A 26408-nucleotide genomic window follows, 5' to 3' on the forward strand; every position below is an offset into this window, starting at 1 on the left:
GAAATCATGCGTCTACCTATTTTTCTGGATACCGATCCCGGTATTGATGATGCGGCGGCGATTGCCGCTGCGCTGTTTGCCCCGGAGCTGGATCTTCAACTGATGACCACCGTTGCCGGCAACGTTTCGGTCGAAAAAACCACCCGTAACGGCTTACAGCTCCTGCATTTCTGGGACGCCGATGTTCCACTTGCACAAGGGGCCGCCGCGCCGCTGGTGCGTCCGCTACGTGACGCCGCCTCGGTTCACGGCGAGTCGGGCATGGAAGGCTACGACTTTGTTGAGCACAACCGTCAGCCGCTGGCCAAACCGGCGTTCCAGGCGATCCGTGATGCGCTGATGCATGCGCCGCAGCCGATTACGCTGGTGGCTATCGGGCCACTCACCAATATTGCACTGCTGCTGACTCAGTATCCGGAGTGTCGTTTTAATATCCGTCGCTTGGTGATCATGGGCGGCTCCGCCGGACGCGGTAACTTTACGCCGAACGCCGAGTTCAATATCGCTATCGACCCGGAAGCCGCGGCGCTGGTGTTCCGCAGCGGTCTGGAGATTGTGATGTGTGGGCTGGATGTCACCAATCAGGCCGTGTTGACGCCGGAGTATCTGTCTACGCTTCCCGCGCTCAATAAGACCGGCAGCATGCTTCACGCGTTGTTCAGCCACTATCGTAGCGGCAGTATGCAGAGCGGCCTGCGCATGCACGACCTCTGCGCCATTGCCTGGCTGGTCCGTCCGGACCTGTTTACGCTGCACAGCTGCTTTGTGGCGGTGGAAACCCAGGGGCAATACACCGCTGGCACCACGGTGGTGGATATTGAAGGGCGTCTGGGGCAGCCCGCCAACGCGCAGGTGGCGCTGGATCTTGATGTGGAGGGTTTTCGTCAGTGGGTGGCTGAGGTATTCGCCCGTGCGCCGTAATCAGGTGTGTAGCGGTATCTTCTCGCTGAGATAGTCAATCATCGCCCGCATTCTGGCGGGTATATGTTGATTGCGCGTCCACAGCAGCCACAGCTCGCCGCTGTAGTCGCTAATAAATTCCCATTCTGGCAGGACCTGGACGATCTCTCCGCTCGCAAGTGCTTCGCGGGCGGTAAAGAGCGGCAGGCTGCCGATTCCCAGGTCATTTTTTACCGCATCCAGACGTACGCCAGTGTGGTTGGCGGCGTAACGGCCATGAGTTTGAATGGTCTCCACGCGTTCACCGCGGCGAAACTTCCAGCGCGAATCCGCAGGGGTCTCGCCAAGGCTGATACAGCTATGGTCGCGCAGTGCCTGCGGGTGTTCTGGCGTACCGTGCTCGCGTAGGTACGCGGGGGTACCGCATATCACATGGCTAACCGGCATCAGCGGTTTCCCGTACAAGCCAGGGGAGGGAGACTGACTGATGCGCAGCGCAAGGTCGACGCCGTCGTCGATTAAATCCATATAGCGGTCTTCCAGCCTGAGGCGGACGTCCACTTGTGGATAGCGCGTAAAGAATTCGGCCATCAGAGGATGAATGACAAATCGCCCCACCGCTTTCGGCACGCTGAGGGTCAGCTGGCCTTGCGCAATAGTTTGTCGGCTGCTGCCTGAGTCGACGGCCATTTGTGCCGCATGCAGCATTTCCTGCGCGTGTGCATACACCATTTTGCCCGTTTCGCTGAGCGCCAGCTTGCGCGTCGTACGATGTAGCAGTTTGCTCCCCAGCGCCTTCTCAAGGCGTGAAACGCTGCGGCTAATAGCGGAAGGCGTAGCGCCCGAGGCTTTGGCGGCGGCGGAAAAGCTCCCGTGGTCGATAATCAACACAAAGGTGGCGAGGTCGGGAAGAAGGTTAGGATTCATTTGTGCGTACCAGGCAAAGATGCATTGAACCAGCGCAGGATTATCGCTGCCAGTAAAGTGAATATACTCTCCCCATCAAGAGGAGAGCAATCATGACCGAACGTCTTTATTACACCTGCGATAATACTGAAGGCCAAGCCACGGTGATGAGCTGTACGGCGCGAGCGGAAGGAGGCTATGCGGTGGTGCTGGATGGCACGCTTTTTCACCCACAGGGCGGTGGGCAACCCGCGGATGCCGGCTGGATTGATGAGATCCCCGTCGAGACGGTGACCGCGCGTGATGACGACGTGCTACATATCGTAGCAACACCGATTGAGCCTGGCGTAGTCAAGTTGAGGGTTGATGCGTCACAGCGTCAGCTGCATGCGCGGCTGCACTCTGCGGGGCATCTTATCGGCCTGGCGGGTACAGAGTACGGATGGCAACCGGTGAAAGCGCACCACTGGCCTGGCGAAGGGCGCATTACGTTTTCCGCAAAAGGTAGCAGTTCGCTGCCGGATTGTGCCTCGCTGCTAGCGAAAATCAGCGCCTGGCAGGCGGAGGATCTTCCTCGCCGGGTGACATTCGACGGCGGTTTGCGTGAAGTCGGGTTTGGTGAGCTTCCCGCTTACCCTTGCGGCGGGACGCATGTTGCGCGTTTATCCGACATTGGGCAGGTGACGATTACCCAGGTGAAGATGAAAAAAGGGCAGATGATCGTTAACTACACGCTTGTGTCGTAAAACCGGGCTTGCGAAAGTCGCTATGCAGATTGGCTGTATTTTGTTCGGTTTTCCCGTCGTTTTCCCATCGGCTTACCGCTTACTGAGCGAGTTTGACTTCTTTCCTTTGCTGCGGCAATGATTCATCCTGCGGGATGAATCATGTCTTTTACTGATATTCCCCTCTGTTTATCATTAAATTCTAATTATGGGTGTTTTCAGCTAGCGACCTCCGGGCGCGCTGGTTACTCTGAAAACGATTTACGCAATTTTTACAAAAGAGAATAGCTATGCATGAAGCACAAATCCGCGTCGCCATTGCCGGCGCCGGCGGCCGCATGGGACGGCAGTTAATCCAGGCCGCCATGGCGATGGAAGGTGTTCAGCTGGGCGCCGCGCTGGAGCGTGAAGGCTCTTCCTTGCTGGGCAGCGATGCTGGCGAACTGGCGGGGGCGGGAAAGTCCGGCGTGACCGTTCAAAGCAGCCTTGAGGCGGTAAAAGATGATTTTGACGTGTTCATCGATTTTACCCGTCCGGAAGGTACGTTGACGCATCTGGCATTTTGCCGCCAACAGGGTAAAGGGATGGTGATTGGTACTACCGGCTTTGACGATGCTGGTAAACAAGCCATTCGCGAGGCGTCACAAGAGATTGCGATCGTTTTCGCCGCAAACTTTAGCGTCGGCGTTAATGTCATGCTCAAGCTGCTGGAGAAAGCCGCGAAGGTAATGGGCGACTACACCGATATTGAAATTATTGAAGCGCACCACCGCCATAAAGTGGATGCACCGTCGGGTACGGCGCTGGCAATGGGCGAGGCGATCGCCGGGGCGCTGGATAAAGATCTGAAGGACTGCGCGGTCTACTCGCGTGAAGGTTATACCGGTGAACGCGTGCCGGGCACGATTGGTTTTGCGACCGTACGCGCGGGCGACATTGTCGGCGAACACACCGCCATGTTTGCCGATATTGGCGAGCGTGTGGAGATAACGCATAAGGCTTCCAGCCGCATGACGTTTGCTAACGGAGCGGTAAGATCGGCATTGTGGCTTAAGTCGAAGCAAAACGGTCTTTTTGATATGCGTGATGTGCTGAATCTGAATGAACTATAAGTATTTATTACCCATCGTGATGTGGTTATTGTAGTCGTAATTACTTGATTACACAGGGCAATATTTTATTGCCCTTTATTTTATCTTATTTTTGTTTCTTTTGTATTAGGATGCTTGTTTTTATAAGATATCTACCTTAAAAGTGTTGGTTAAATGTAAATTTTGACCATCTGGTCTACTTTTTAAGGCGTCCTCTCATCATTTTACAGTCTTTCTGCTCCGCAAGCGTTTTCTCCCATGAGTTAGTTGATCTTTTTGATGCCTGGAGGTGGCTTGATTCGCCAGTGGCGCAAAATAATAATAAAAATTGCCCTTTGAGGTAGACTTTTGCCGAGGCTGTCACTAGAATGCCGCCGTTTGCCAGAAATTCATCGGTAAGCAGATTTGCATTGATTTGTGCCATTGTTATGAATTAATATGCAAATAAAGCGAGTAAATATTCTCTGGAGGGTGTTTTGATTAAGTCAGCGCTATTGGTTCTGGAAGACGGAACCCAGTTTTACGGTCGGGCCATAGGGGCAACAGGTTCGGCGGTTGGGGAAGTCGTTTTCAATACTTCAATGACCGGTTATCAAGAAATCCTCACTGATCCTTCCTATTCTCGCCAAATCGTCACTCTTACTTATCCCCATATTGGTAATGTCGGCACCAATGCCGCCGATGAAGAGTCCTCTCAGGTTCACGCTCAGGGTCTGGTTATTCGCGACCTGCCGCTGATTGCCAGCAACTATCGCAATACCGAAGACCTCTCTTCTTACCTGAAACGCCATAACATCGTGGCGATTGCCGATATCGATACCCGTAAGCTGACACGACTGCTGCGCGAGAAGGGCGCTCAGAACGGCTGCATCATCGCAGGCGATAATCTGGATGCTACGCTGGCCTTAGAAAAGGCCAAAGCGTTCCCGGGCTTAAATGGGATGGACCTGGCAAAAGAAGTGACCACGGCTGAATCCTACAGCTGGACGCAGGGTAGCTGGACGCTGGCGGGTGACCTGCCGGAAGCCAAGTCCGCAGAAGAGCTGCCGTTCCACGTGGTGGCCTACGATTTTGGCGCCAAGCGCAACATCCTGCGCATGCTGGTTGATCGCGGCTGCCGCCTGACCGTGGTACCGGCGAAAACCTCCGCTGAAGAAGTGCTGGCGATGAATCCGGACGGCGTGTTCCTGTCTAACGGCCCTGGCGACCCGGCACCGTGCGACTACGCCATCGACGCGATTGAGAAATTCCTCCAGACCGACATTCCGGTATTTGGCATCTGCCTCGGCCATCAGCTGCTGGCGCTGGCGAGCGGTGCGAAGACCATCAAGATGAAATTTGGTCACCACGGTGGTAACCACCCGGTGAAAGACATGGATAAGAATGTGGTGATGATCACCGCGCAGAACCACGGCTTTGCAGTTGATGAAGACTCGCTGCCAGCCAACCTGCGCGTGACCCACAAATCCCTGTTCGACGGTACCCTGCAAGGGATTCACCGTACCGATAAACCGGCGTTCAGCTTCCAGGGTCACCCGGAGGCGAGCCCAGGCCCGCATGATGCGGCGCCGCTGTTCGACCACTTTATCGAGCTTATTGAGCAATACCGTCAGTCCGCGAAATAATCAGGAGTAATAAGAGCCATGCCAAAACGTACAGACATAAAAAGTATCCTGATTCTGGGCGCGGGCCCGATTGTTATCGGTCAGGCGTGTGAGTTTGACTACTCCGGTGCCCAGGCGTGTAAAGCGCTGCGCGAAGAGGGCTACCGCGTCATTCTGGTGAACTCTAACCCGGCCACCATCATGACCGACCCGGAAATGGCCGATGCGACCTACATCGAGCCGATTAACTGGGAAGTGGTACGCAAAATCATCGAAAAAGAGCGCCCGGATGCGGTGCTGCCGACCATGGGCGGCCAGACCGCGCTGAACTGTGCGCTGGAGCTGGAGCGTCAGGGCGTGCTGGAAGAGTTCGGCGTAACCATGATTGGCGCCACCGCCGATGCGATTGATAAAGCAGAAGACCGTCGTCGCTTCGATGTGGCAATGAAGAAAATCGGCCTCGACACCGCGCGCTCCGGTATCGCGCACACCATGGAAGAAGCGCTGGCGGTTGCCGCTGACGTCGGCTTCCCGTGCATCATCCGGCCTAGCTTTACCATGGGCGGCACCGGCGGCGGTATCGCTTACAACCGCGAAGAGTTCGAAGAAATCTGCGAACGCGGTCTGGATCTCTCGCCAACCAACGAGCTGCTGATTGATGAGTCGCTGATCGGCTGGAAAGAGTACGAGATGGAAGTGGTGCGTGATAAAAACGACAACTGCATCATCGTCTGCTCTATCGAAAACTTCGATGCGATGGGTATCCACACCGGTGACTCCATCACAGTGGCCCCGGCGCAGACCCTGACCGACAAAGAATACCAAATCATGCGTAACGCCTCGATGGCGGTACTGCGTGAAATCGGCGTTGAAACCGGCGGTTCTAACGTCCAGTTCTCGGTGAACCCGAAAGACGGCCGTCTGATCGTTATCGAAATGAACCCGCGCGTCTCCCGCTCCTCGGCGCTGGCCTCGAAAGCTACCGGCTTCCCGATTGCCAAAGTGGCAGCGAAACTGGCGGTGGGTTACACCCTCGACGAACTGATGAACGACATCACCGGCGGCCGTACGCCGGCCTCCTTCGAGCCGTCTATCGACTACGTTGTCACCAAGATTCCACGCTTCAACTTCGAGAAATTCGCTGGCGCTAACGACCGTCTGACCACCCAGATGAAATCCGTCGGTGAAGTGATGGCGATTGGCCGCACGCAGCAGGAATCCCTGCAAAAAGCGCTGCGCGGCCTGGAAGTGGGCGCCACCGGTTTCGACCCGAAAGTGAGCCTCGACGACCCGGAAGCGCTGACCAAAATCCGCCGCGAGCTGAAAGACGCGGGCGCAGATCGTATCTGGTACATCGCCGATGCCTTCCGCGCAGGCCTCTCCGTCGACGGCGTGTTCAACCTGACCAACATCGACCGCTGGTTCCTGGTGCAGATTGAAGAGCTGGTGCGTCTGGAAGAGAAAGTGGCGGAAGTGGGCATCAACGGCCTCGACGCTGATTTCCTGCGTCACCTGAAGCGCAAAGGTTTCGCCGATGCGCGTCTGGCGAAGCTGGCGGGCGTGCGCGAAGCGGAAATCCGCAAGCTGCGCGACCAGTACAACCTGCACCCGGTCTACAAGCGCGTGGATACCTGCGCGGCGGAATTCGCCACCGATACCGCCTACATGTACTCCACCTATGAAGAAGAGTGCGAATCTAACCCGTCCGTTGACCGCGATAAAATCATGGTCCTCGGCGGCGGCCCGAACCGTATCGGTCAGGGTATTGAATTTGACTACTGCTGCGTCCACGCCTCGCTGGCGCTGCGCGAAGACGGTTACGAGACCATCATGGTCAACTGTAACCCGGAAACCGTCTCCACCGACTACGACACTTCCGACCGTCTGTACTTCGAGCCGGTCACCCTGGAAGACGTGCTGGAAATCGTGCGCATCGAGAAGCCGAAGGGCGTTATCGTGCAGTACGGCGGCCAGACCCCGCTGAAGCTGGCGCGTGAACTGGAAGCCGCAGGCGTACCGGTTATCGGCACCAGCCCGGACGCCATCGACCGCGCGGAAGACCGCGAACGCTTCCAGCACGCGGTTGACCGTCTGAAGCTGAAGCAGCCGGCGAACGCCACCGTCACCGCCATTGAACAAGCGGTTGAGAAGGCGAAAGAGATTGGTTACCCGCTGGTGGTGCGCCCATCCTACGTACTGGGCGGCCGCGCGATGGAAATCGTCTACGACGAAGCCGACCTGCGTCGCTACTTCCAGACTGCGGTCAGCGTGTCTAACGATGCGCCGGTGCTGCTTGACCGCTTCCTCGACGACGCTATCGAAGTTGACGTTGACGCCATCTGCGACGGCGAAATGGTGCTGATTGGCGGCATCATGGAGCACATCGAGCAGGCGGGCGTACACTCCGGCGACTCCGCCTGTTCTCTGCCAGCCTACACGCTGAGCCAGGAAATTCAGGATGTGATGCGCCAGCAGGTGCAGAAGCTGGCCTTCGAGTTGCAGGTACGCGGCCTGATGAACGTGCAGTTTGCGGTGAAAGACAACGAAGTCTACCTGATTGAAGTCAACCCACGTGCGGCGCGTACCGTACCGTTCGTCTCCAAAGCCACCGGCGTACCGTTGGCGAAAGTGGCGGCGCGCGTGATGGCCGGCAAATCGCTGACCGAGCAGGGCGTGACCAAAGAAATTATCCCGCCGTACTACTCGGTGAAAGAAGTGGTGCTGCCGTTCAACAAATTCCCGGGCGTTGACCCGCTGTTAGGGCCAGAAATGCGCTCTACCGGGGAAGTGATGGGCGTGGGCCGTACCTTCGCGGAAGCGTTCGCCAAGGCGCAGCTGGGCAGTAATTCCACGATGAAGAAACAGGGCCGTGCGCTGCTCTCCGTTCGCGAAGGCGACAAAGAGCGCGTGGTGGACCTGGCCGCTAAGCTGCTGAAACAAGGCTTCGAGCTGGATGCCACCCACGGTACCGCGATTGTGCTGGGCGAAGCCGGTATCAACCCGCGTCTGGTGAACAAGGTGCATGAAGGTCGTCCGCACATTCAGGACCGCATCAAGAATGGCGAATACACCTACATCATCAACACCACCGCAGGTCGTCAGGCGATTGAAGACTCTAAGCTGATTCGCCGCAGCGCGCTGCAGTACAAAGTGCACTACGACACCACCCTGAACGGCGGTTTCGCTACGGCGATGGCGCTGAATGCAGATGCCAAAGAGAAAGTGACCTCTGTACAGGAAATGCACGCACAGATTAAAAAATAAGTGCGAGCAACAAAAAACGCCGGGCATCTGCCCGGCGTTTTTGCTTTTGTAGCCCGGCGGCGCTTCGCTTGGCCGGGCTACATTTATTGTTCGGCTATGGGGGACGTTGCGACCGCCTGCTGCGACTTGCTGGCCTGCTCCTCGCGATATTTCAAATTATCCCAGATGCGGAAGAACGGGTAATACATCACCAGCGAAATCCCGAGGTTGACGATTTGCAGCACCGAGCCGGAAATATGCCCGCCGGTCGCCAGGTAGCCACTGACCACAATCGGCGTGGTGAACGGCAGCGCAATGCCCGCCGGTTTGGCGACTAAACCGGTGGTCATCGCCACGTAGGAGACAATCACCAGCACCACTGGCGTAAGGATAAACGGCACCACCAGATACGGGTTCATCACGATCGGAATGCCAAACACCATCGGTTCGCTGATGTTAAACAGGCTGCCCGGCGCGGCAATTTTACCCAGCTGTTTCATCTGCACGCTGCGGCTGCGTAAGATCATAAAGATAACCAGCCCTAACAGCGCCCCGGTACCGCCCGGCGCAATCCACAGGTCGTAGAACTGCTGGGTGATAATGTGGGGAATCGGCAGGCCGTTCTGGAACGCTTCCAGGTTTTCGGACATATTGCTCAGCCAGACCGGGCGGATAAACACCAGTACGATGGTGTCGCCGTGCAGACCCAGCATCCACAGAATGCCAATCAGCAGCACTGAAATAATCATCCCCGGCAGCGAGCCGCCGACGTGGCTCATCGGAATACCGACCAGCTCGGTGATCATGGTATTGATATCGCCAAACGGCGTCGCTTCAACCAGCAGACGCAGCGCCAGCACCACTGCCAGCACGCAGAAACCCGGGACCAGCGCGAGGAACGATTTTGCCACCGCCGGCGGTACGCCTTCCGGCATGCGGATGACCAGGTTGCGGTCGTTAACGAAGCGGTAGATTTCGGTGGAGAGCAGGGCAATCAGAATTGCCACGAACAGCCCCTGACTGCCAATCTGCCCCATAGGCATGACGCCTTTGACCAGCTGCGCCACGTCGCTACCCGCCGGGGTAAACATGATGTGCTGTGGAATGGTCATCACGAAGGCCACCAGGGAGACAGCCCCGGCGGTCAGCGGGTCGAGGGTGCGGTACTTCTCCGCCAGACGGTAGGCGATACCGAAGCTGGAGATCAGCGCCATGATGTCGTAGGTCGCTTTCACCGGATAGAGCACCTTTTCCTGCCACGTTGGGCCGAAGAGCTCGGTCATCAGCGTACCGTAGCCCGGCACCGGCAGATAGGCGAAGATCAGGAAGAACGAGCCTATCAACATAAACGGCATGTTCAGGATGATCCCGTCACGCACCGAAAGCACATGTTTTTGTCCGGCGATTTTGAGCGCGGTCGGTAAAACGTATTTATCTATTATCGACTTATTCACAGACACCCCCTGCCCGGCGCAGACGTTGCCGACCGGGCTATTGTTGTATTTATTGTTGGCTGAACTGCGGCAGCCACGCTTTATTGATGGTGAGCACTTCATCGACCAGCGCCGACGCCAGATTCACATCGGCGACCAGCGGGTTGGCAACCAACGCCAGCAGCGCTTTTTGCTTGTCACCGTGCACGGCGGCATCGATGGTCAGACGCTCAAAATCCTTGACCTGCTGGGTCAGACCGTTCATCAGCGGCGGCAGTTTGCCAAAGGCCAGCGGATGCGCGCCCAGCGCATCAATCAGGCAGTTGGTCTCTATCACCGCGTCGTCCGGCAGTCCTTGAATGGCACCGTTATTGGCGGTATTCACCACCATCTCAATGCCAAGATTGTTGTGCAGCGCGTTAATCAACTGCACCGCCACTTCGGAGTAGAACGAACCGCCGCGCTGGCTCAGCTCTTCTGGTTTCTTGTCCAGATTCGGGTCGGCATACAGCTTGAACAGCGACGCTTCGACCTTCATCACCTGCTCGGCGCGAGTGCCTTTGCTGTCGGCATCCGCCAGTTCGTCTTCCAGCATGGTGCGGGTCTGCCAGAAATAGCGGTGATACGGGCAAGGAATGGCGCGCAGCGCGCGCAGTAGCTCCGGTGGCCACGGAATGGCCTTGATATTGTTCATCGACAGCTGCTCGCCGTCGCACAGCATCTCGATAACCTCGTCGGTCGCATCGCGGCCCGCCGCCAGCACCTGATGTACCCACACCATATGATTCAGGCCGGCAAAGCGCAGCGAAACGTCGCCGTAAGGCAGCTTGAGCATATCGGCAATCATGTGGTGCATGGTCACCGGCACGTTGCACAGACCAATGATCTTTGCCTTGCTGTGGCGCGACACCGCTTCAGTAACGATACCGGCGGGGTTGGTGAAGTTGATGATCCATGCGTCAGGCGCCAGACGTTCGACGCGTCTGGCGATATCCAGCATCACCGGAATGGTGCGCAGCGCCTTGGCGAAGCCGCCAACGCCAGTGGTTTCCTGGCCCAACAGTTTATGGCTCAGGCCCAGACGCTCATCGGCAGCGCGGGCCGGTAGCTGGCCTACGCGCAGCTGGGTGAGCACAAAACTTGAGCCTCTGATGGCGTCGTCCGCATCGAAGTGAACCGAGACTTTTACCGCCTCCAGCCCGTTGCGATCGAGCATGCGACGAGAGAGCGCCGCGATAATTTCAACTTTTTCGCGGCCCGCTTCGACATCAACCAGCGCCAGTTCCGCCATTGGCAGGGAAGCATGACGCGCAATTAATCCTTCAACCAGTTCCGGGGTGTAGCTGCTGCCCCCGCCAATCACGGTAATTTTCATCGCTTTCTCCTGGGCCTCAGGCCATCAGTTGGATCGCTTTATCGAGTACGCGATCGCCGCGCATGGTGCCGTAGTCCATCATGTCGATCACTTCAACCGGTTTACCCAGCGGCGCAGACAGTTCGCGCAGGCGAGAGAGTTCGAACTGCACCTGCGGGCCCAGCAGCACCACATCCGCCTGCGGTAGCATGCTTTCTATCTCGGCAACCGGATAGGCGTTGATCTCCACCGCCAGCGCGCGTTTTTCCGCTTCGGCACGCATCTTCTGCACCAGCATGCTGGTGGACATTCCGGCGGCGCAGCACAACATGATCTTTTTCATGACAATATTTCCCTCGTTTGAAAACATATTTCACACATTAGCGGTTTTACGTAGCATGTATGAAAATTATTTTCATGAGTGTGATCGGCGTTAAAATATTGCTTTACGGCATGTCAGAGGGATAAAAATGTGATCGCGATAAGATAAATGAATCTTTGCCGCCGGTTAATCGCATAACGTGTCGCCCTTCGGCTGAATGAATTGAAAAATAATTTCAATAAATTATGATGTTTTTAATGAGCCGCACATGAGGACTCTCTGGTTATGGATATTGTTTATCAGCTGGTGCATGGGTTATCCGGACTGCCTGCGCAGGAATCCCGGCTGGCGCGCTTTTTCCTCGATAATTTTGCCCAGATCCCCGAGGCGACGATTGAAGAGCTGGCGGCAAAGGCTGGCGTCAGCCCGGCGACGCTGCAACACTTTTCGCGCAGCATTGGCTGTGCGGATATTAATGATTTTATTGGTCAGGTGCGCCATCAGCAGCAGGAGAGCCGCTTGAATAAAACGGCTGCCCCCATGCTGGGCGATGCGGCATGGATGGATCCGCATACTCTGCAACAGTTGGCGAAAAATGCGGGCGTCGGTAGCGATGTGCTGGACCGTTTTTCTCACTCGATTGGCCGCGACAGCAATGAGGATATCCTCAGCCTGATCCGTCAGCGGTTGCAGGATTTCAGCCAGCAGGAATCGCGCGTGGCGCAGACTATCCTCAGCGATGTCGCCTTTGCCGCCTCGGCCACCATTGACCAGTTGGCAACGGCGGCGGGCGTCAGCCCGGCGACCATCACCCGTTTTGCCCGTGCGGCGGGCTGTGACGACATTCGCGATCTGCGCATGAAGCTGGCGCAGGCCAGCGCGCCGGTGGCGGCGGGCGATCTGCCGGGGCCGTGGCGCGAAAGGCTTAGCCAAATCCAGCATTCGTTGAATGCCCAGCTCAGCGAACTTTCGTCCACAGAGGTTGAACGTGCCGCGGGTCTGCTAAAACAGGCCCGTGCGGTGCATATCTTTAGCGCCAGCACCGCCGACAGCCCATTTGCCAGCCTGCTGCAGTATCGGTTGCTTACGCTAGGTTATCCAGCCAACGTCTGCCAGGATCCGGCGCTGATGGGCATTACCGCCTCAATGCTGGGGGCGGGGCAGGTGCTGGTGGTGTTTGCCGGTAGTCCGGCGGGTAACGCGTTAGCGGCGGCCGTGCATCAGGCACGCTGGGCAGGGGCGGAGATCGTCATCATCGGACAGCAGGAAAGCGCACTGAGTCACCCACAAAACGTGACGCTACCGCTCAACGATCCGCGTTACGGAGCGCTGTTGGTGATGGATTTGCTTTGCGATGCAATGGCCCAATAGGGTCACCCCGGCGTTGGCGTTTACACGCCTCGTCCGGGCATGCTCCGGGTTCAGAACCCCGTTTCCAGCGTTTCCAGCACGTTGTAGTCCTCATCAACCAGCAGCAACGCTTTCCACTTATCGAACGTCAGGCAAGGGTGTGAAGTGGCAAAGACCAGAATGTCTCCCACTTTCACATCCGCTCCCGGCGCAAGCTTCAGCATCGCGTGCTGATCCATAATGCCGGTAGCTTCGATACTGTGCGCTGCCAGCGGGAGTGCCTTACCGTTGCGATAGTGGGCGATAGGCTGCGGTAATCCTGCGTCAAACGCGCTATCGCGTTTGCCGAAATTGACGATCGCCCGATCGCTTTCCGGCACCGATTGCACCATGGCCACCAGTTCCAGCGCGGAAGCCAGATCGCCGCCGAGATCGCAGGCGGTCTGGTCGCGCGCCAGAATGTCATTCTGCGCTTGTTGGTAGATGCCGGCATCGTGCGTGATGTAGCAGCCTGGGCGAATCACGACCCGGCAGTTCGCCGGTTTAGCGACAGACAGCCACACGTTGCACACCACGTCATACCAGACCGACCCGGCGCCAGTGAGGATAAATTCCCCGTCGACATGGCGTTCAAGCTGGCAGGCAAGCGCCGCGGCATCGCGCAGCAGTGCTTCAACCTTCGGCTGTGGGTTGTCGCCGTGCAGCACGCCTTCATACAGCTCCAGCCCACGCAGACGAATCGCCGGAAGCGACGAAATCTCCCCGGCGAGCGTCAGCGCTTGTTCAGCAGTGCGGCAGCCGCAGCGTCCGCCAGGCACGCCCAGCTCCAGCAGAATATTCAGGGTTTGGTTTTTCGCGGCGAAAAAGGCGGAGAGGGCGCGTGCGTTATCGAGGCTATCGACACAGCAGAAGTACTCAACTTCCGGGTATGCGCTTTGCAGTTCGGCAATTAACTGCATATTGGCTTTGCCGACCAACTGATTGACCATCAGCACGCGGCGAATTCCGCTCGCCATCGCGACGCTGGCCTGCCATGCGCTACCGACGCCAATTGCCCAGGCTCCCGCCTGCTGCTGTTGCTGAAAAATCCACGGCGTCATGGAGGTTTTTCCGTGCGGCGCCAGCGACACGCCGCGCGTGTCGGCATAGCGTTGCATCCAGTGAATATTGTTTTCTAATGCCGCTTTTTTGATGACGGCGGCAGGCAGGCAGACGTCTTCGTTAAGGAGATTCGCTGGGGTGAATAGCGGGGCGGATTTGTGGGGGACGAGGGTATTATTCTGGTATTTCATAACATTATTCCTTCGTAATCGGATTTTGTATCATCGTTTTGTTTGTATTTAACTTATTGTAAATAATGATTATTTATATAAATTATAATATTTAATGAATTAAAGTATCATAATTCCATGTTGGTTTTGCGTAGTCTTTCACTGTTTTCTGTGCTTGTAAATGGTCAAATTTGAGTCAGAAAACGACGGGAGTAAAGAAGCGATGCAGTTTGATTATCTGTTCAGGAATGTCACGGTGATTGATGGTAGCGGTGGCCCGCAGTATCGCGCCGACGTGGCGGTAAAGGGTGACCGTATTGCGGAAATCGCGCCTGCCATTCACGGTGAGGCGCTGCACGACATTGACGGCCATGGGCGTGTGCTCGCGCCTGGGTTTATCGACGTACACACCCACGATGATATCAACGTGATTCGCATGCCGGAGTACCTGCCCAAAATCAGCCAGGGCGTGACTACGGTGATTGTCGGCAACTGCGGGATCAGCGCGGCCTCGGCCAGCATCAAAGGTGAGGTGCCGGATCCAATGAATCTGCTCGGCGAAGCGGCGCACTTTATCTACCCGACGGTCGACGATTATGCACGGGCGGTAACCGAGGCACGCCCGGCGGTGAACGTCGGCACGCTGATTGGCCATACCGCGCTGCGTAATAATTATATGGACAACCTGTTCCGCCCGGCGAACGACGATGAAATTCAGGCCATGCGCGCGCAACTGCGTCTGGCGCTGGCACAGGGAGCCCTTGGGCTGAGCACCGGTCTGGCTTACGCGTCGGCATTCCAGTCAACAACCGAAGAAGTGATGGCCTTGGCTGAAGAGCTGGCGGCAGGCAACGGTATTTATACCACTCACCTGCGCTCGGAGTTTGAGCCGATTCTCGAGGCGCTCGACGAGGCGTTTCGCGTCGGTCGCCACGGTAAGGTGCCGGTGGTGGTTTCGCATCATAAATGTGCGGGCGCCAACAACTGGGGGCGGACGGTGGAGACGCTGAAACTGTTCGATGCGGTGCGTCAGCAGCAGGATGTCTCCTGCGACTGTTATCCGTACTCCGCCAGTTCGTCGACGCTGGACATGAAACAGATCACGGCGGATTTCGACATCGTTATCACCTGGTCCACGCCGCACCCGGAAATGGCGGGGCAGTCGTTAAAACAGATTGCCGAAAGCTGGTCGCTGACCCTGGAAGAAGCGGGCCAGAAGCTGATGCCTGCCGGGGCGATTTACTACAACATGGATGAGCAGGACGTGCGTCGCGTGTTGCGCTACCCGCTGACGATGGTCGGTTCAGACGGCCTGCCGAACGATCCGATGCCGCATCCGCGTCTTTGGGGCGCTTTCCCACGCGTGCTGGGCCACTACAGCCGCGACGAAAAACTCTTTCCGCTAACCACGGCTGTCCACAAAATGACCGGTATGTCCGCGGCGTGTTTCCAGCTTGCCGAACGCGGGCTGGTGAAGTGTGGCTACTTTGCCGATCTGGTGCTGTTTAACCCGGACACTATCCGCGATGTGGCGAGCTTCAGCGACCCACAGCGCCCGGCCGCTGGCATTGAGGCGGTGATGGTCAACGGCGTGATGAGCTTTGGTCAGAATAACAACGTTATCGGGCGTGCCGGGCGATTCTTACGCCGATAGGCCGCCAAAAATAAAGGAGCAACAATGAGCATTAAACGTTATGGCGTGGGCGGCAGTACCGGCACCGGCGGGCAGCATCTGCCGTTTGCAAAAGCGGTGGAAGCGGGCGGCTGGCTGTACGTCTCCGGGCAAACGCCGATGAAGGATGGCGAAGTGGTGGAAGGCGGTATCGTCGAGCAGTCGCGTCTGGCGATTCAGAACTGCGTGGACATTATGCAGGAGGCGGGATATACGCTGGCTGACGTGGTGCACGTGAAGGTTTATCTTACCGATGCGCGTTACTTCCAGTCGTTCAACAAGGTGTTCCGCGAATTTTTTGCCGACCACCCGCCAGCCCGGGTGTGCTGCGTGGCGGATCTGGTGGTGGACTGTAAGGTTGAGGTGGATTTGACCTGTTACAACGCGGAGCGGGTGAAGTAATTTGCGGGGTGGTACGAGTTTTACCCTCACCCCGGCCCTCTCCCTGGAAGGGAGAGGGAGAAAAGCGTGCCCATTTTGAGCGTCGAAGCGCCAAACCGTACATTCGGTCCCCTCTCCCCTTCGGAAGGGAGAAGGAGAAAAGCGTGCCCATTTTGAGCGGCGAAGCCCCAAACCGCACATTCGGTCCCCTCTCCCCTTAGGGGAGAGGGTTAGGGTGAGGGGAAAAACCGCACTAATCCCCCAGCGGCTGCCGATCAACCCCGCCCCGATGGCTATCCAGCGCCAGCTTAATTCGTCGCAGCCGGTTCTTGGTTTGCGTCTTATCCACCATCGCCAGCTCGGTCGCCAGCACGTCGACCATTGCCAGCATCGCATAGCGCGAAGTACTGGGCTTAAAGATATAGTCGTTTTCCCGCACGATTAGCGGCAGCACCACATCGGCATTGCTGGCCAGCGGTGTCCCCTCGGGCGTAATGGCAATGACTTTGGCCCCGTATTGACGGGCGATCGCCGCGCTTTCCACCACTTCCTGCGTGTAGCCGCCGAGGGATAGCGCCAGTACCACATCATTGGGCGCGACTGAGGAACACATCATCCGCACCAGTAGCCCGTCGCTTTGACTCACCACCGGTAACCCCAGTCGAAACAAGCGAAACTGCACTTCCTGTGCGCAAATGGTGGAGCCGCCGCCCATGCCGATAGCGAGGATCTGCCGCGCTCCGCTCAGCCACTCGACGGCACTGTTTAGCGTCGCGGGCTCCAGCGCCCGGCGGTTAATCTCCAGCACGTTGATGATCGTTTCGTAGATCCCTTGCACCCCTTCCAGATCCGGTACGTCGAGGATAAAACGCTGCCCAACCGCCAGCGACTGCGCCAGCTTCACCTTTAGCTCGCGCACATCCTTGCAACCAATGGCTCGGGCAAAGCGGGTGATCGATGCCTGGCTGGTTTCGGTCTGCCGCGCCATTTCGGCGATCGGCAGAGTGGTTGCGGCCTGAACGTCGTCGAGAATGAACTGTGCAATGCGCTTCTCGGTGGCGGTCAGCTCAACAAAACGGTCGGTAATGCAGGAAATGATATCAATGGAAACGGACATGGTAAGCCCCTGAAAATGAATAGCCGGTACTTTGTACCATAGAAATCCTACGTCGCGGGTATCCGTGGGGTTCATTGTTGCGAGCAGGCGCAAGTTTCGGCCTTTCTGCCCCCGGCATAATAACCCGGTTTCTTTCCGCGATTATTAGTTAACTATGGGATATGTATGGCTATTTTATTGTTTGATTGGGGCGGCACGTCGATTAAATACGGCGTATGGGAGCAGGATTCGCTGGTAGAAACCGCGTCGGTCAAAACGCCGGACAGCTGGGATAAAATGAAGGCGCAGCTGTTGGTGATTTTCCACGACTATCGCCAGCGTTATGCCATTAAGGGCGTGGCGGTCAGCGCGCCCGGCAACGTTGACCCGGAGCGCGGTGAGATTGGCGGGCTGAGCGCGATTCCGTATATCCATCGCTTCCCCATCGTTGAAGAGCTGACGGCGCTGTTCGGGCTACCGGTCAGTATTGAAAACGATGCCAATGCGGCGGGCATTGCCGAAGCGGCGATGGGAGCGGGGAAAGACTATCGTCATGTGCTGTTTATCATTGTCGGCTCCGGCGTTGGCGGCGCGATTGTGGAAGATAAGATCCTGCGCCGCGGCAGCCATCGCTATGCCGGAGAGTTTGGTCTGATGACGCTGGATAACGGACAAACTTTCAGCGAGCTGGGGACCGCAGTGGCGATGGCCAGACGCTATGCGCAACGCCTGTCGCTGCCGGTAGAGAGCGTCTCAGGGGCCGATGTTTTTCGCCTTGCCGAAGCGAGAGACCTTGTCGCTGGCGAAGAGGTTGAACGGTTTTATCACTGGATGGCGGTTGGGTTGCTGAATTTGCAGGTGTGCTATGACCCGGATTGTCTGGTGATCGGCGGGGGTATCTCCGCTAATGAGGCCATCTTTGCGGGTATTCAGGCTCGACTTCGGGCACTGGTGGCAGAAAAGCAGCTCACGGAATTTATGCCCACGCTGTTGCTCTGCCAGTATCGTAACGAGGCCAACCTGATCGGCGCAGCGGAGAGTTTCAGGCAGAAATTCGGCGAAAATTGCCGATAATGCCGCTTCGGAGCTTTCTGGTTTCCTTCCTGCATTCTGGCGGCTAACCTAAAATGGTTAGAGTGATAATGAATATTCGCTGAAAAGCAGGAGGGAAACATGATGCATTATAAATATAAACGACTGACCGCAGCGATTCTGACCGCGGGTGCGCTCTTTACCGTTGCTGGCTGTTCATCCAACCAGGCGCTGAAGACGACCGACGGCAAGACCATCGTGACCGACGGTAAACCTCAGGTTGATGAAGATACCGGTCTGGTGTCATATAAAAATGCGGAAACCGGGCAAACTGAACAGATTAACCGTGACCAGGTTCGCTCAATGAATGAGCTGAATAACTAAACGTTATCCGTGGCCCCGCAGTTTCAATGCCGTGTGGGGCCAGCGTATAACGCTTATGGCGGCAGGTTCTCTGCCGCTTTCCTTTCAACAATGCCATCCCCCCATTTCTTGCGATTGTGTTAACAGATCCTGTAAGTGTCACCATTAACTGTCTAAACTCAGCAATACAATAATGAAGTAAGACAGGCTAATCATGATTCTGATTGTTTATGCGCATCCTTATCCGCATCACTCGCATGCGAATAAACGGATGCTTGAGCAGGTAAGGACGCTCGACGGGGTGGAAATCCGTTCTCTCTATCACCTCTATCCGGATTTTAATATCGACGTTGCCGCCGAACAGGAGGCGCTGTCTCGTGCCGATCTGATCATTTTGCAGCATCCGATGCAGTGGTACAGCACGCCACCGCTGCTTAAGCTGTGGCTGGATAAAGTGCTGGCGCACGGCTGGGCCTATGGCCACGGCGGTACGGCGCTGCACGGCAAAAGCGTGATGTGGGCGGTCACCACCGGAGGGGGCGAAAGCCATTTTGATATTGGTTCGCACCCGGGGTTTGAGGTTTTGGGCCAACCGCTGGAAGCCACTGCCGTCTACTGCGGCATGAAATGGCTGCCGCCGTTTGCCGTACACTGCACGTTTATCTGCGACGAAGAGACGCTACAGGTGCAGGCGCGCCACTATAAACAACGGCTGTTGGCCTGGCAGGAGGAGCACAATCATGGATAGCCATACGCTCATACAGGCGTTGATTTATCTCGGTTCGGCGGCGCTGATTGTGCCCATCGCCGTACGTCTGGGGCTCGGCTCGGTGCTGGGTTACCTGATTGCGGGCTGCATTATCGGCCCATGGGGACTGAGGCTGGTGACCGATGCGGAGGCTATTTTGCACTTTGCCGAAATTGGCGTGGTGCTGATGCTGTTTGTCATCGGCCTGGAGCTGGATCCGCAGCGGCTGTGGAAACTGCGCGCCTCGGTGTTTGGTGGCGGCCTGCTGCAAATGGTGTTGTGCGGGGCGCTTATCGGTGTGTTCTGCATCTTCCTTGGTCTGCGCTGGCAGGTAGCTGAGCTGATCGGCATGACGTTGGCGCTGTCGTCTACCGCCATTGCCATGCAGGCGATGAACGAACGTAACCTGACGGTGACGCAGGTTGGGCGTAGTGCTTTCGCGGTGCTGCTGTTCCAGGATATCGCCGCGATTCCGCTGGTGGCGATGATCCCGCTGCTGGCAAGCAGCGGCGAGTCGACCACCCTTGGCGCGTTTGCCTTTTCGGCGTTGAAGGTTGCTGGCGCGCTGGTGCTGGTGGTGGTGCTTGGGCGCTACGTGACGCGCCCGCTGCTGCGCTTTGTGGCGCGCTCCGGCCTGCGTGAAGTGTTCAGCGCCGTGGCCTTGTTCCTCGTCTTTGGCTTCGGTTTACTGCTGGAAGAAGTGGGGCTGTCGATGGCGATGGGGGCGTTCCTCGCCGGGGTGCTACTCGCCAGCTCCGAGTACCGCCATGCGCTGGAAAGCGATATCGAACCGTTTAAAGGCTTGCTGCTGGGGCTGTTCTTTATTGGCGTGGGAATGTCGATTGACTTCGGTACGCTCATCCACCATCCGCTGCGTATTATCACGCTGCTGGTTGGTTTCCTGGTGATCAAATCCGTGTTGCTGTGGCTGATTGCCAAACCGCTGCAGGTGCCGCGTTCGCAGCGTCTGTGGTTTGCGGCGTTGCTGGGGCAGGGCAGTGAATTTGCCTTCGTGGTCTTTGGTGCCGCCCAGATGGCGAATGTGCTGGATGCTGAATGGGCGAAGGCATTGACGCTGGCGGTTGCGCTGTCGATGGCGGCTACGCCGGTTCTTCTGGTGTTGTTGACGCGGCTGGAAAAACGCGCCAGTGCAGGCGATGCGCGCGAAGCGGATGAAATTGACGAAGAGCAGCCGCGGGTTATCATCGCTGGGTTTGGTCGTTTTGGTCAGATTGCCGGTCGTTTGCTGCTCTCCAGCGGGGTTAAAATGGTGGTTCTCGATCATGATCCAGACCATGTCGATACGCTGCGTAAATTCGACATGAAGGTGTTTTACGGCGATGCCACCCGAGCCGACCTGCTGGAGTCCGCTGGGGCGGATAAAGCGGAAGTCTTGATTAACGCCATTGACGATCCTCAGGCCAGCCTGGAACTGACCGAACTGGCGAAAGAGCACTTCCCGAATCTGACGATCATCGCCCGCGCCCGCGACGTCGAGCACTATATTAAGCTGCGCCAGGCGGGCGTTAGCGCGCCAGAGCGTGAAACCTTCGAGGCGGCGCTGAAGTCCGGGCGTCAGGCGCTGGAGTCACTCGGGCTGGGCGCGTACGAAGCGCGAGAGCGCGCCGATTTGTTCCGTCGCTTTAACGTTCAGTTGATGGAAGAGATGGTGGAGATGGCCGAGAACGACGCGACCTCGCGGGCGGCGGCATTTAAACGTACCAGCGCTATGTTGACCGAAATTATCAACGAAGACCGTAACCATCTGTCGGTGATTCAGCGTCACGGCTGGCAGGGGACGGAAGAGGGAAAACACAGCGGTAACCCTGAAGATGAGCCGGAAGTCAAACCGACGCTCTAGTGATGTGTGAAGTGTAATGCTGGCTGTCCACTTTCCCTTCGTGGACTTGCCAGCAAATCTGAAAATTTTCTTATTCTTTACCTGGCTGCCAGTCGACGAAAGATTATGCTTTCCGTATAGTGGCGACAATTTTTTTCGCATCTGGGATACACTCAATGATCAGTCTGATTGCTGCGCTAGCGGTCGATCGCGTCATCGGTATGGAAAACGCCATGCCGTGGGACCTGCCGGCCGATCTGGCCTGGTTTAAACGCAACACCTTAAACAAACCCGTGGTGATGGGTCGCCTGACCTGGGAATCCATCGGTCGCCCGCTGCCGGGACGTAAGAACATTGTTATCAGCAGCCAGCCGGGCACTGATGACCGCGTGCTGTGGGTTAAATCGGTCGATGAAGCCGTTGCCGCCTGCGGCGACGCGGAAGAAATTATGGTCATCGGCGGTGGTCGCGTGTACGAGCAGTTCCTGCCGAAAGCGCAGAAGCTGTATTTGACGCACATCGACGCCGAAGTGGAAGGCGATACCCATTTCCCGGACTACGATCCGGACCAGTGGGAGTCAGTGTTCAGCGAGTTCCACGATGCGGACGAGCAGAATTCCCACAGCTACTGTTTTGAAGTGCTTGAGCGCCGTTAAGGCTGCGCTTAAATAAAAATGCCGGGTTTCTACCCGGCATTTTTTTGCTTATTCCATCAGACGACGTGCTGTCGTGGATGCATGGTGCTACGAAGCTACCGCCTCGCTCTCGCCCGGCGCCAGCCGACGGTTCGACGGCTGCACAAAATACGTTTTATCTTCCCAGCGCAGGCAGGTCAGATCGCCGCCCCAGCAGCAGCCGGTATCCAGCGCGTAAATATTCTCCGGCGTGCCTTTGCCTTCCAGCGAAGCCCAGTGGCCAAACGCTACGCTGTACTCCTCGGTCACCGGCCCTGGCAGCATAAACCAGGGTTTGAGCGGCGCGGCCACGTTCTCGGGGGACTCTTTGCTGTACATATCCAGCTGGCCGTTCGGGAAGCAATAACGCATACGGGTGAAGGCGTTGGTAATGAAACGCAGGCGCGCGAGGCCGCTCAGATCCCGCGACCAGTTGTTCGGCATATCACCGTACATCGCATCAAGGAAGAAGGGATAGGAATCACTTGAAAGCACGGCTTCCACGTCGCGGGCGCATTGTTTTGCCGTTTCGAGATCCCACTGCGGCGTAATGCCCGCGTGCGCCATCACCAGCTTTTTCTCCTCATCCACCTGCATCAGCGGTTGACGACGTAACCAGTTAAGCAACTCGTCTGCATCTGGTGCTTCCAGCAGCGGGTTCAACCGGTCTTTCGGCTTGTTGCGGCTAATACCCGCAAACACCGCCAGCAGGTGCAGGTCATGGTTACCCAATACGATTTTGACGTTATCGCCCAGCGATTTCACGTAGCGCAGGACGTCCAGCGAGCCAGGGCCGCGCGCAACCAAATCGCCCGTCAACCACAGGGTATCTTCGCCCGGCGTAAATTCCACCTGCTGTAAAAGGGCGATTAATTCATCGTAGCAACCGTGAACGTCGCCAATAAGGTATGTAGACATGATTAATGAATCAGCGTGGGAACAAAGAGACGGAAAACGGGAATGTCGATAGAGAACGGCACGCCGTCGACATCGACCATATCATAGTGGCCCTGCATGGTGCCGAGCGGAGTCTCCAGCACGGCGCCGCTGGTGTACTGATACTCTTCGCCAGGTTCGATGTGCGGTTGAACGCCAACCACACCCTCGCCCTGGACTTCGGTTTCTCGGCCGTTACCGTTGGTGATAAGCCAGTAACGGCCCAGAAGCTGAACCGCGCTTCGCCCGAGATTGCGGATGGTCACCGTGTAGGCGAAGACGTAACGCTCTTCTTCCGGTTGGGAGTGCGTCTCAATGTAGACGCTCTGTACCTGGACGCAAACTCGTGGCGAATCGATCATGGTTTAGCTCTCCTTGGAGGGCGCATTTTCTGCCAGATAGTTGGCCATCTTGCAGTACTGCGCAACAGAGATATTTTCTGCCCGCATCGCCGGGTCGATGCCCAGCTCCGTCAACACCTCAACGCTGAACAGGTTGCCAAGGCTGTTGCGGACCGTCTTACGACGCTGGTTGAACGCCTCGGTCGTAATACGGCTCAGGACGCGAACATCTTTTACCGGGTACGGCATGGTGCTGTGCGGCACGAGACGTACGACGGCAGAGTCGACTTTAGGTGGCGGTGTGAAAGCGCTCGGCGGCACTTCAAGAACCGGGATCACGTTACAGTAATACTGCGCCATGACGCTCAGACGACCATAGGCTTTACTGTTCGGCCCGGCAACCAGACGGTTAACCACCTCTTTTTGCAGCATGAAGTGCATGTCTGCAATGGCGTTAGTATAGCTAAACAGGTGGAACATCAGCGGCGTGGAGATGTTATACGGCAGGTTGCCGAACACGCGCAGCGGCTGGCCCAGCGTCTGGGAGAGCTCGCCGAAGTTCATGGTCATGGCATCCTGCTGATAAATAGTCAGCTTCGGCCCGAGGAACGGGTGCGTTTTCAGACGCGCGGCCAGATCGCGGTCAAGCTCGATCACGGTCAGTTCGTCAAGGCGTTCGCCAACCGGTTCGGTCAGTGCGGCGAGGCCCGGGCCGATTTCAACCATGGCCTGGCCTTTTTGCGGATTGATGGCCGCAACAATGCTGTCGATCACGAACTGATCGTTGAGAAAGTTTTGCCCGAAGCGTTTACGGGCTAAGTGGCCCTGATGGACTCGATTATTCATTAGAGTTAACAATCATTTTGATGGCGAGATTAAGCGCCGTAATAAAACTGCCGACGTCCGCTTTTCCAAGGCCTGCCAGTTCAAGGGCGGTGCCGTGGTCAACGGAGGTGCGAATAAAGGGTAAACCGAGCGTAATATTCACGCCACGGCCAAAGCCCTGGTATTTTAGCACGGGAAGGCCCTGATCGTGGTACATTGCCAGCACGGCATCGGCATGGTCAAGATACTTCGGCTGAAAAAGGGTGTCGGCAGGCAGCGGCCCGCTCAGATTCATCCCTTTTGCCCGCATCTCTTCGAGTACCGGAATAATGGTATCGATCTCTTCCGTACCCATATGGCCGCCTTCGCCCGCATGGGGGTTCAGGCCGCAGACGAGTACGTGTGGCTCGGCGAGACCAAACTTATTCCGCAAATCATCGTGCAGGATGGTGATAACCTCCCGCAGCAGATCCGGCGTGATGGCGTCGCTGACCGCTTTTAGCGGCAGGTGCGTGGTCGCCAGCGCGACGCGCAGTTCTTCGGTCGCCAGCATCATCACCACTTTCGCCGCGCCCGAACGCTCTTCAAAGAACTCGGTATGCCCGGTAAACGGGATGCCTGCGTCGTTAATAATGCCTTTGTGCACAGGCCCGGTGACCAGCGCGGCAAATTCACCGTTCAGACAGCCGTCACAGGCACGCGCCAGCGTCTCGACGACGTAGCGACCGTTCTCCACGTTTAATTCACCCGGCGTCACCGGCGCATGCAGCGCAACGGGCAGCAGCGTTAGCGTACCGGCGCGTTGCGGTTTTGCGGGCTGTTCGGGAGCGTAGGGGAGAAGCGTGAGGGGAAGACCAAGAAGTTTCGCCCGCTCGGTGAGCAGGCTGGCATCAGCGCAGACGACCAGTTCAAGCGGCCAGTCGCGCTGGGCCAGTTGGATCGCGAGATCCGGACCAATCCCGGCGGGTTCGCCGGGAGTGATAACGACACGATGTTGAGTCATTAGTTGCTCAGAATTTTAACGTAAGCGCTGGCGCGCTGTTCCTGCATCCAGGTAGCCGCTTCTTCAGAGAACTTACGGTTCATCAGCATACGATAGGCACGATCTTTCTGTGCCGCATCGGTGCGGTCAACGTTGCGGGTGTCCAGCAGCTGAATCAGGTGCCAGCCGAAGGAAGAGTGAATCGGGGCGCTAATCTGGCCCTTGTTCAGCTTCATCAGCGCATCGCGGAACGACGGATCGTAGATGTCCGGGGTGGCCCAACCTAAATCACCGCCCTGGTTAGCCGAGCCTGGATCCTGAGACAGCTCACGAGCCGCTTTCTCAAAGGTGGTTTTGCCACTGCGGATATCCGCGGCAACCTGTTCCAGCTTCGCGCGAGCCTGGTCGTCGGTCATCACCGGAGATGGCTTAAGCAGAATGTGGCGAGCGTGGGTTTCGGTCACAGAGATGCTCTGAGACTGGCCGCGCATATCGTTGATTTTCAGGATGTGGAAGCCCACGCCGGAACGGATTGGACCGACGATATCGCCTTTCTTCGCGGTGCTCAGTGCCTGAGCGAAGATGGCTGGCAGTTCCTGAATACGACCCCAGCCCATCTGGCCGCCTTTCAGCGCCTGTTGGTCCGCGGAGTAGGTGATGGCGAGCTTGCCGAAGTCTGCGCCGTTACGCGCCTGCTCAACGATAGATTCGGCCTGGCTCTGTGCTTCGTTCACCTGATCGGAGGTTGGGTTTTCCGGCAGCGGCACCAGGATGTGGCTGAGGTTCAGCTCGGTGCTGGCGTCGTTCTGGTTACCAATCTGGTTTGCCAGCGCGTCCACTTCCTGCGGCAGAACGGTAATGCGGCGACGCACTTCGTTGTTGCGCACTTCAGAAATCAGCATCTCTTTGCGGATCTGGTTGCGATAGGTGTTGTAGTTCATCCCGTCGTACGCCAGGCGGCTACGCATCTGATCCATCGTCATATTGTTCTGCTTGGCGATGTTGGCAATGGCCGCGTCGAGCTGCTCATCGGAGACTTTGACGCCCATTTTCTGCCCCATCTGCAGGATAATCTGATCCATAATCAGACGCTCCAGAATCTGGTGACGAAGTGTCGCATCATCCGGCAGCTGCTGGCCAGCCTGGCCAGCGTTCATCTTAACGGATTGCATCAGGCCATCGACGTCGCTCTCGAGGACAACGCCATTATTTACGACGGCTGCTACTTTATCGACAACCTGTGGGGCAGCGAAGCTGGTATTCGCAACTAAGGCGATACCGAGAAGCAGCGTTTTCCAGTTCTTCATACTTTTTCCATT

24 protein-coding genes are annotated in these 26408 nt (G+C 57.1%); 13 read left to right on the plus strand and 11 right to left on the minus strand.

The genetic code is table 11. The features are described from left to right. The first annotated feature begins 6 nt into the window (after positions 1–6). A complete protein-coding gene (gene rihC, locus NNN71_RS03710) occupies positions 7–921 on the plus strand; it encodes a ribonucleoside hydrolase RihC (RefSeq protein ID WP_223803337.1) in 915 nt (304 codons plus the stop codon). Here rihC and NNN71_RS03715 read toward each other — a convergent pair whose 3' ends face one another. Continuing rightward, complete coding sequence (locus tag NNN71_RS03715; RefSeq protein WP_271457904.1) at positions 922–1827, minus strand: LysR family transcriptional regulator; 906 nt, start codon at positions 1825–1827, stop codon at positions 922–924. A gap of 92 nt (positions 1828–1919) precedes the next feature. On the opposite strand from NNN71_RS03715, the gene NNN71_RS03720 reads away from it, so the two are divergent. From NNN71_RS03720 to carB, 4 genes are all read left to right on the plus strand, one after another. Beyond that, complete coding sequence (locus NNN71_RS03720; RefSeq protein WP_271457905.1) at positions 1920–2552, plus strand: alanyl-tRNA editing protein; 633 nt, start codon at positions 1920–1922, stop codon at positions 2550–2552. A 269-nt stretch (positions 2553–2821) separates the two neighbouring features. Beyond that, positions 2822–3643, plus strand: a complete 822-nt coding sequence (gene dapB / locus NNN71_RS03725; protein ID WP_223803334.1) for a 4-hydroxy-tetrahydrodipicolinate reductase — start codon at positions 2822–2824, stop codon at positions 3641–3643. A 455-nt stretch (positions 3644–4098) separates the two neighbouring features. Further along, positions 4099–5247: a glutamine-hydrolyzing carbamoyl-phosphate synthase small subunit gene (carA, locus tag NNN71_RS03730; RefSeq protein WP_163448221.1), complete on the plus strand. Its 1149-nt coding sequence runs from the start codon at positions 4099–4101 to the stop codon at positions 5245–5247. Between the two features lie 18 nt (positions 5248–5265). Further along, positions 5266–8490 (plus strand): carbamoyl-phosphate synthase large subunit, encoded by a 3225-nt coding sequence (gene carB, locus NNN71_RS03735; RefSeq protein ID WP_167576849.1) that lies wholly within the window; start codon positions 5266–5268, stop codon positions 8488–8490. A gap of 83 nt (positions 8491–8573) precedes the next feature. On the opposite strand, the gene celB is transcribed toward carB, so the two are convergent. From celB to NNN71_RS03750, 3 genes are read right to left on the minus strand one after another with little or no spacing between them, the layout of a single operon-like run. Beyond that, positions 8574–9923 carry a PTS cellobiose transporter subunit IIC gene (gene celB / locus NNN71_RS03740; RefSeq protein ID WP_271457906.1) on the minus strand — a complete coding sequence of 450 codons (1350 nt, stop codon included), beginning with the start codon at positions 9921–9923 and terminating at the stop codon, positions 8574–8576. A gap of 49 nt (positions 9924–9972) precedes the next feature. Then, positions 9973–11277: a 6-phospho-beta-glucosidase gene (locus NNN71_RS03745; protein WP_167576841.1), complete on the minus strand. Its 1305-nt coding sequence runs from the start codon at positions 11275–11277 to the stop codon at positions 9973–9975. Between the two features lie 16 nt (positions 11278–11293). After that, positions 11294–11599: a PTS sugar transporter subunit IIB gene (locus NNN71_RS03750; RefSeq protein ID WP_106925318.1), complete on the minus strand. Its 306-nt coding sequence runs from the start codon at positions 11597–11599 to the stop codon at positions 11294–11296. 264 nt (positions 11600–11863) lie between these two features. On the opposite strand from NNN71_RS03750, the gene NNN71_RS03755 reads away from it, so the two are divergent. After that, positions 11864–12949 carry a MurR/RpiR family transcriptional regulator gene (locus NNN71_RS03755; protein ID WP_167576839.1) on the plus strand — a complete coding sequence of 362 codons (1086 nt, stop codon included), beginning with the start codon at positions 11864–11866 and terminating at the stop codon, positions 12947–12949. A gap of 50 nt (positions 12950–12999) precedes the next feature. Here NNN71_RS03755 and NNN71_RS03760 read toward each other — a convergent pair whose 3' ends face one another. Beyond that, positions 13000–14220 carry an amino acid deaminase gene (locus NNN71_RS03760; RefSeq protein ID WP_271457907.1) on the minus strand — a complete coding sequence of 407 codons (1221 nt, stop codon included), beginning with the start codon at positions 14218–14220 and terminating at the stop codon, positions 13000–13002. A 202-nt stretch (positions 14221–14422) separates the two neighbouring features. On the opposite strand from NNN71_RS03760, the gene NNN71_RS03765 reads away from it, so the two are divergent. Further along, the gene (locus NNN71_RS03765) at positions 14423–15853 is read left to right on the plus strand and encodes an N-acyl-D-amino-acid deacylase family protein (protein WP_271457918.1); all 1431 of its coding nucleotides are present in this window, start codon (positions 14423–14425) and stop codon (positions 15851–15853) included. A gap of 24 nt (positions 15854–15877) precedes the next feature. Beyond that, on the plus strand, positions 15878–16273 hold the full coding sequence (locus tag NNN71_RS03770; RefSeq protein ID WP_163448231.1) for a RidA family protein: 396 nt from the start codon (positions 15878–15880) through the stop codon (positions 16271–16273). Between the two features lie 232 nt (positions 16274–16505). On the opposite strand, the gene NNN71_RS03775 is transcribed toward NNN71_RS03770, so the two are convergent. After that, positions 16506–17369, minus strand: coding sequence for a MurR/RpiR family transcriptional regulator (locus tag NNN71_RS03775; protein WP_163448232.1), 864 nt, complete (start codon positions 17367–17369; stop codon positions 16506–16508). A 165-nt stretch (positions 17370–17534) separates the two neighbouring features. Here NNN71_RS03775 and NNN71_RS03780 point away from each other — a divergent pair, with 165 nt between their 5' ends. The 5 genes from NNN71_RS03780 to folA all read left to right on the plus strand — a co-directional run bounded on the left by NNN71_RS03780 (position 17535) and on the right by folA (position 21987). Then, positions 17535–18422: an ROK family protein gene (locus tag NNN71_RS03780; protein WP_271457908.1), complete on the plus strand. Its 888-nt coding sequence runs from the start codon at positions 17535–17537 to the stop codon at positions 18420–18422. A gap of 102 nt (positions 18423–18524) precedes the next feature. Beyond that, positions 18525–18764, plus strand: a complete 240-nt coding sequence (locus tag NNN71_RS03785; protein ID WP_163448268.1) for a YgdI/YgdR family lipoprotein — start codon at positions 18525–18527, stop codon at positions 18762–18764. 193 nt (positions 18765–18957) lie between these two features. Beyond that, positions 18958–19491, plus strand: coding sequence for a glutathione-regulated potassium-efflux system oxidoreductase KefF (gene kefF, locus NNN71_RS03790; RefSeq protein ID WP_163448234.1), 534 nt, complete (start codon positions 18958–18960; stop codon positions 19489–19491). After that, complete coding sequence (gene kefC, locus NNN71_RS03795) at positions 19484–21352, plus strand: glutathione-regulated potassium-efflux system protein KefC (protein WP_167576833.1); 1869 nt, start codon at positions 19484–19486, stop codon at positions 21350–21352. Before kefF ends, kefC begins: the two co-directional genes overlap by 8 nt. A 155-nt stretch (positions 21353–21507) precedes the next feature. Further along, positions 21508–21987, plus strand: a complete 480-nt coding sequence (gene folA / locus NNN71_RS03800) for a type 3 dihydrofolate reductase (protein WP_223803325.1) — start codon at positions 21508–21510, stop codon at positions 21985–21987. 87 nt (positions 21988–22074) lie between these two features. On the opposite strand, the gene apaH is transcribed toward folA, so the two are convergent. The 5 genes from apaH to surA are packed head-to-tail and all read right to left on the minus strand — an operon-like array spanning position 22075 to position 26396. Further along, positions 22075–22923, minus strand: a complete 849-nt coding sequence (gene apaH, locus NNN71_RS03805; RefSeq protein WP_163448236.1) for a bis(5'-nucleosyl)-tetraphosphatase (symmetrical) ApaH — start codon at positions 22921–22923, stop codon at positions 22075–22077. A 2-nt stretch (positions 22924–22925) separates the two neighbouring features. Further along, positions 22926–23303 carry a Co2+/Mg2+ efflux protein ApaG gene (apaG, locus tag NNN71_RS03810; RefSeq protein WP_163448237.1) on the minus strand — a complete coding sequence of 126 codons (378 nt, stop codon included), beginning with the start codon at positions 23301–23303 and terminating at the stop codon, positions 22926–22928. Positions 23304–23306: 3 nt separating this feature from the next. Further along, positions 23307–24128, minus strand: a complete 822-nt coding sequence (rsmA, locus tag NNN71_RS03815) for a 16S rRNA (adenine(1518)-N(6)/adenine(1519)-N(6))-dimethyltransferase RsmA (protein ID WP_064547358.1) — start codon at positions 24126–24128, stop codon at positions 23307–23309. Continuing rightward, positions 24121–25110: a 4-hydroxythreonine-4-phosphate dehydrogenase PdxA gene (gene pdxA, locus NNN71_RS03820; protein ID WP_167576827.1), complete on the minus strand. Its 990-nt coding sequence runs from the start codon at positions 25108–25110 to the stop codon at positions 24121–24123. The genes rsmA and pdxA overlap by 8 nt, the downstream gene beginning before the upstream one ends. Next, complete coding sequence (surA, locus tag NNN71_RS03825) at positions 25110–26396, minus strand: peptidylprolyl isomerase SurA (protein WP_163448239.1); 1287 nt, start codon at positions 26394–26396, stop codon at positions 25110–25112. Before surA ends, pdxA begins: the two co-directional genes overlap by 1 nt. Between the last annotated feature and the right edge of the window lie 12 nt (positions 26397–26408).

This window comes from Kluyvera sp. Awk 3 (assembly GCF_028069715.1).
GTDB lineage: Bacteria > Pseudomonadota > Gammaproteobacteria > Enterobacterales > Enterobacteriaceae > Kluyvera > Kluyvera georgiana_A.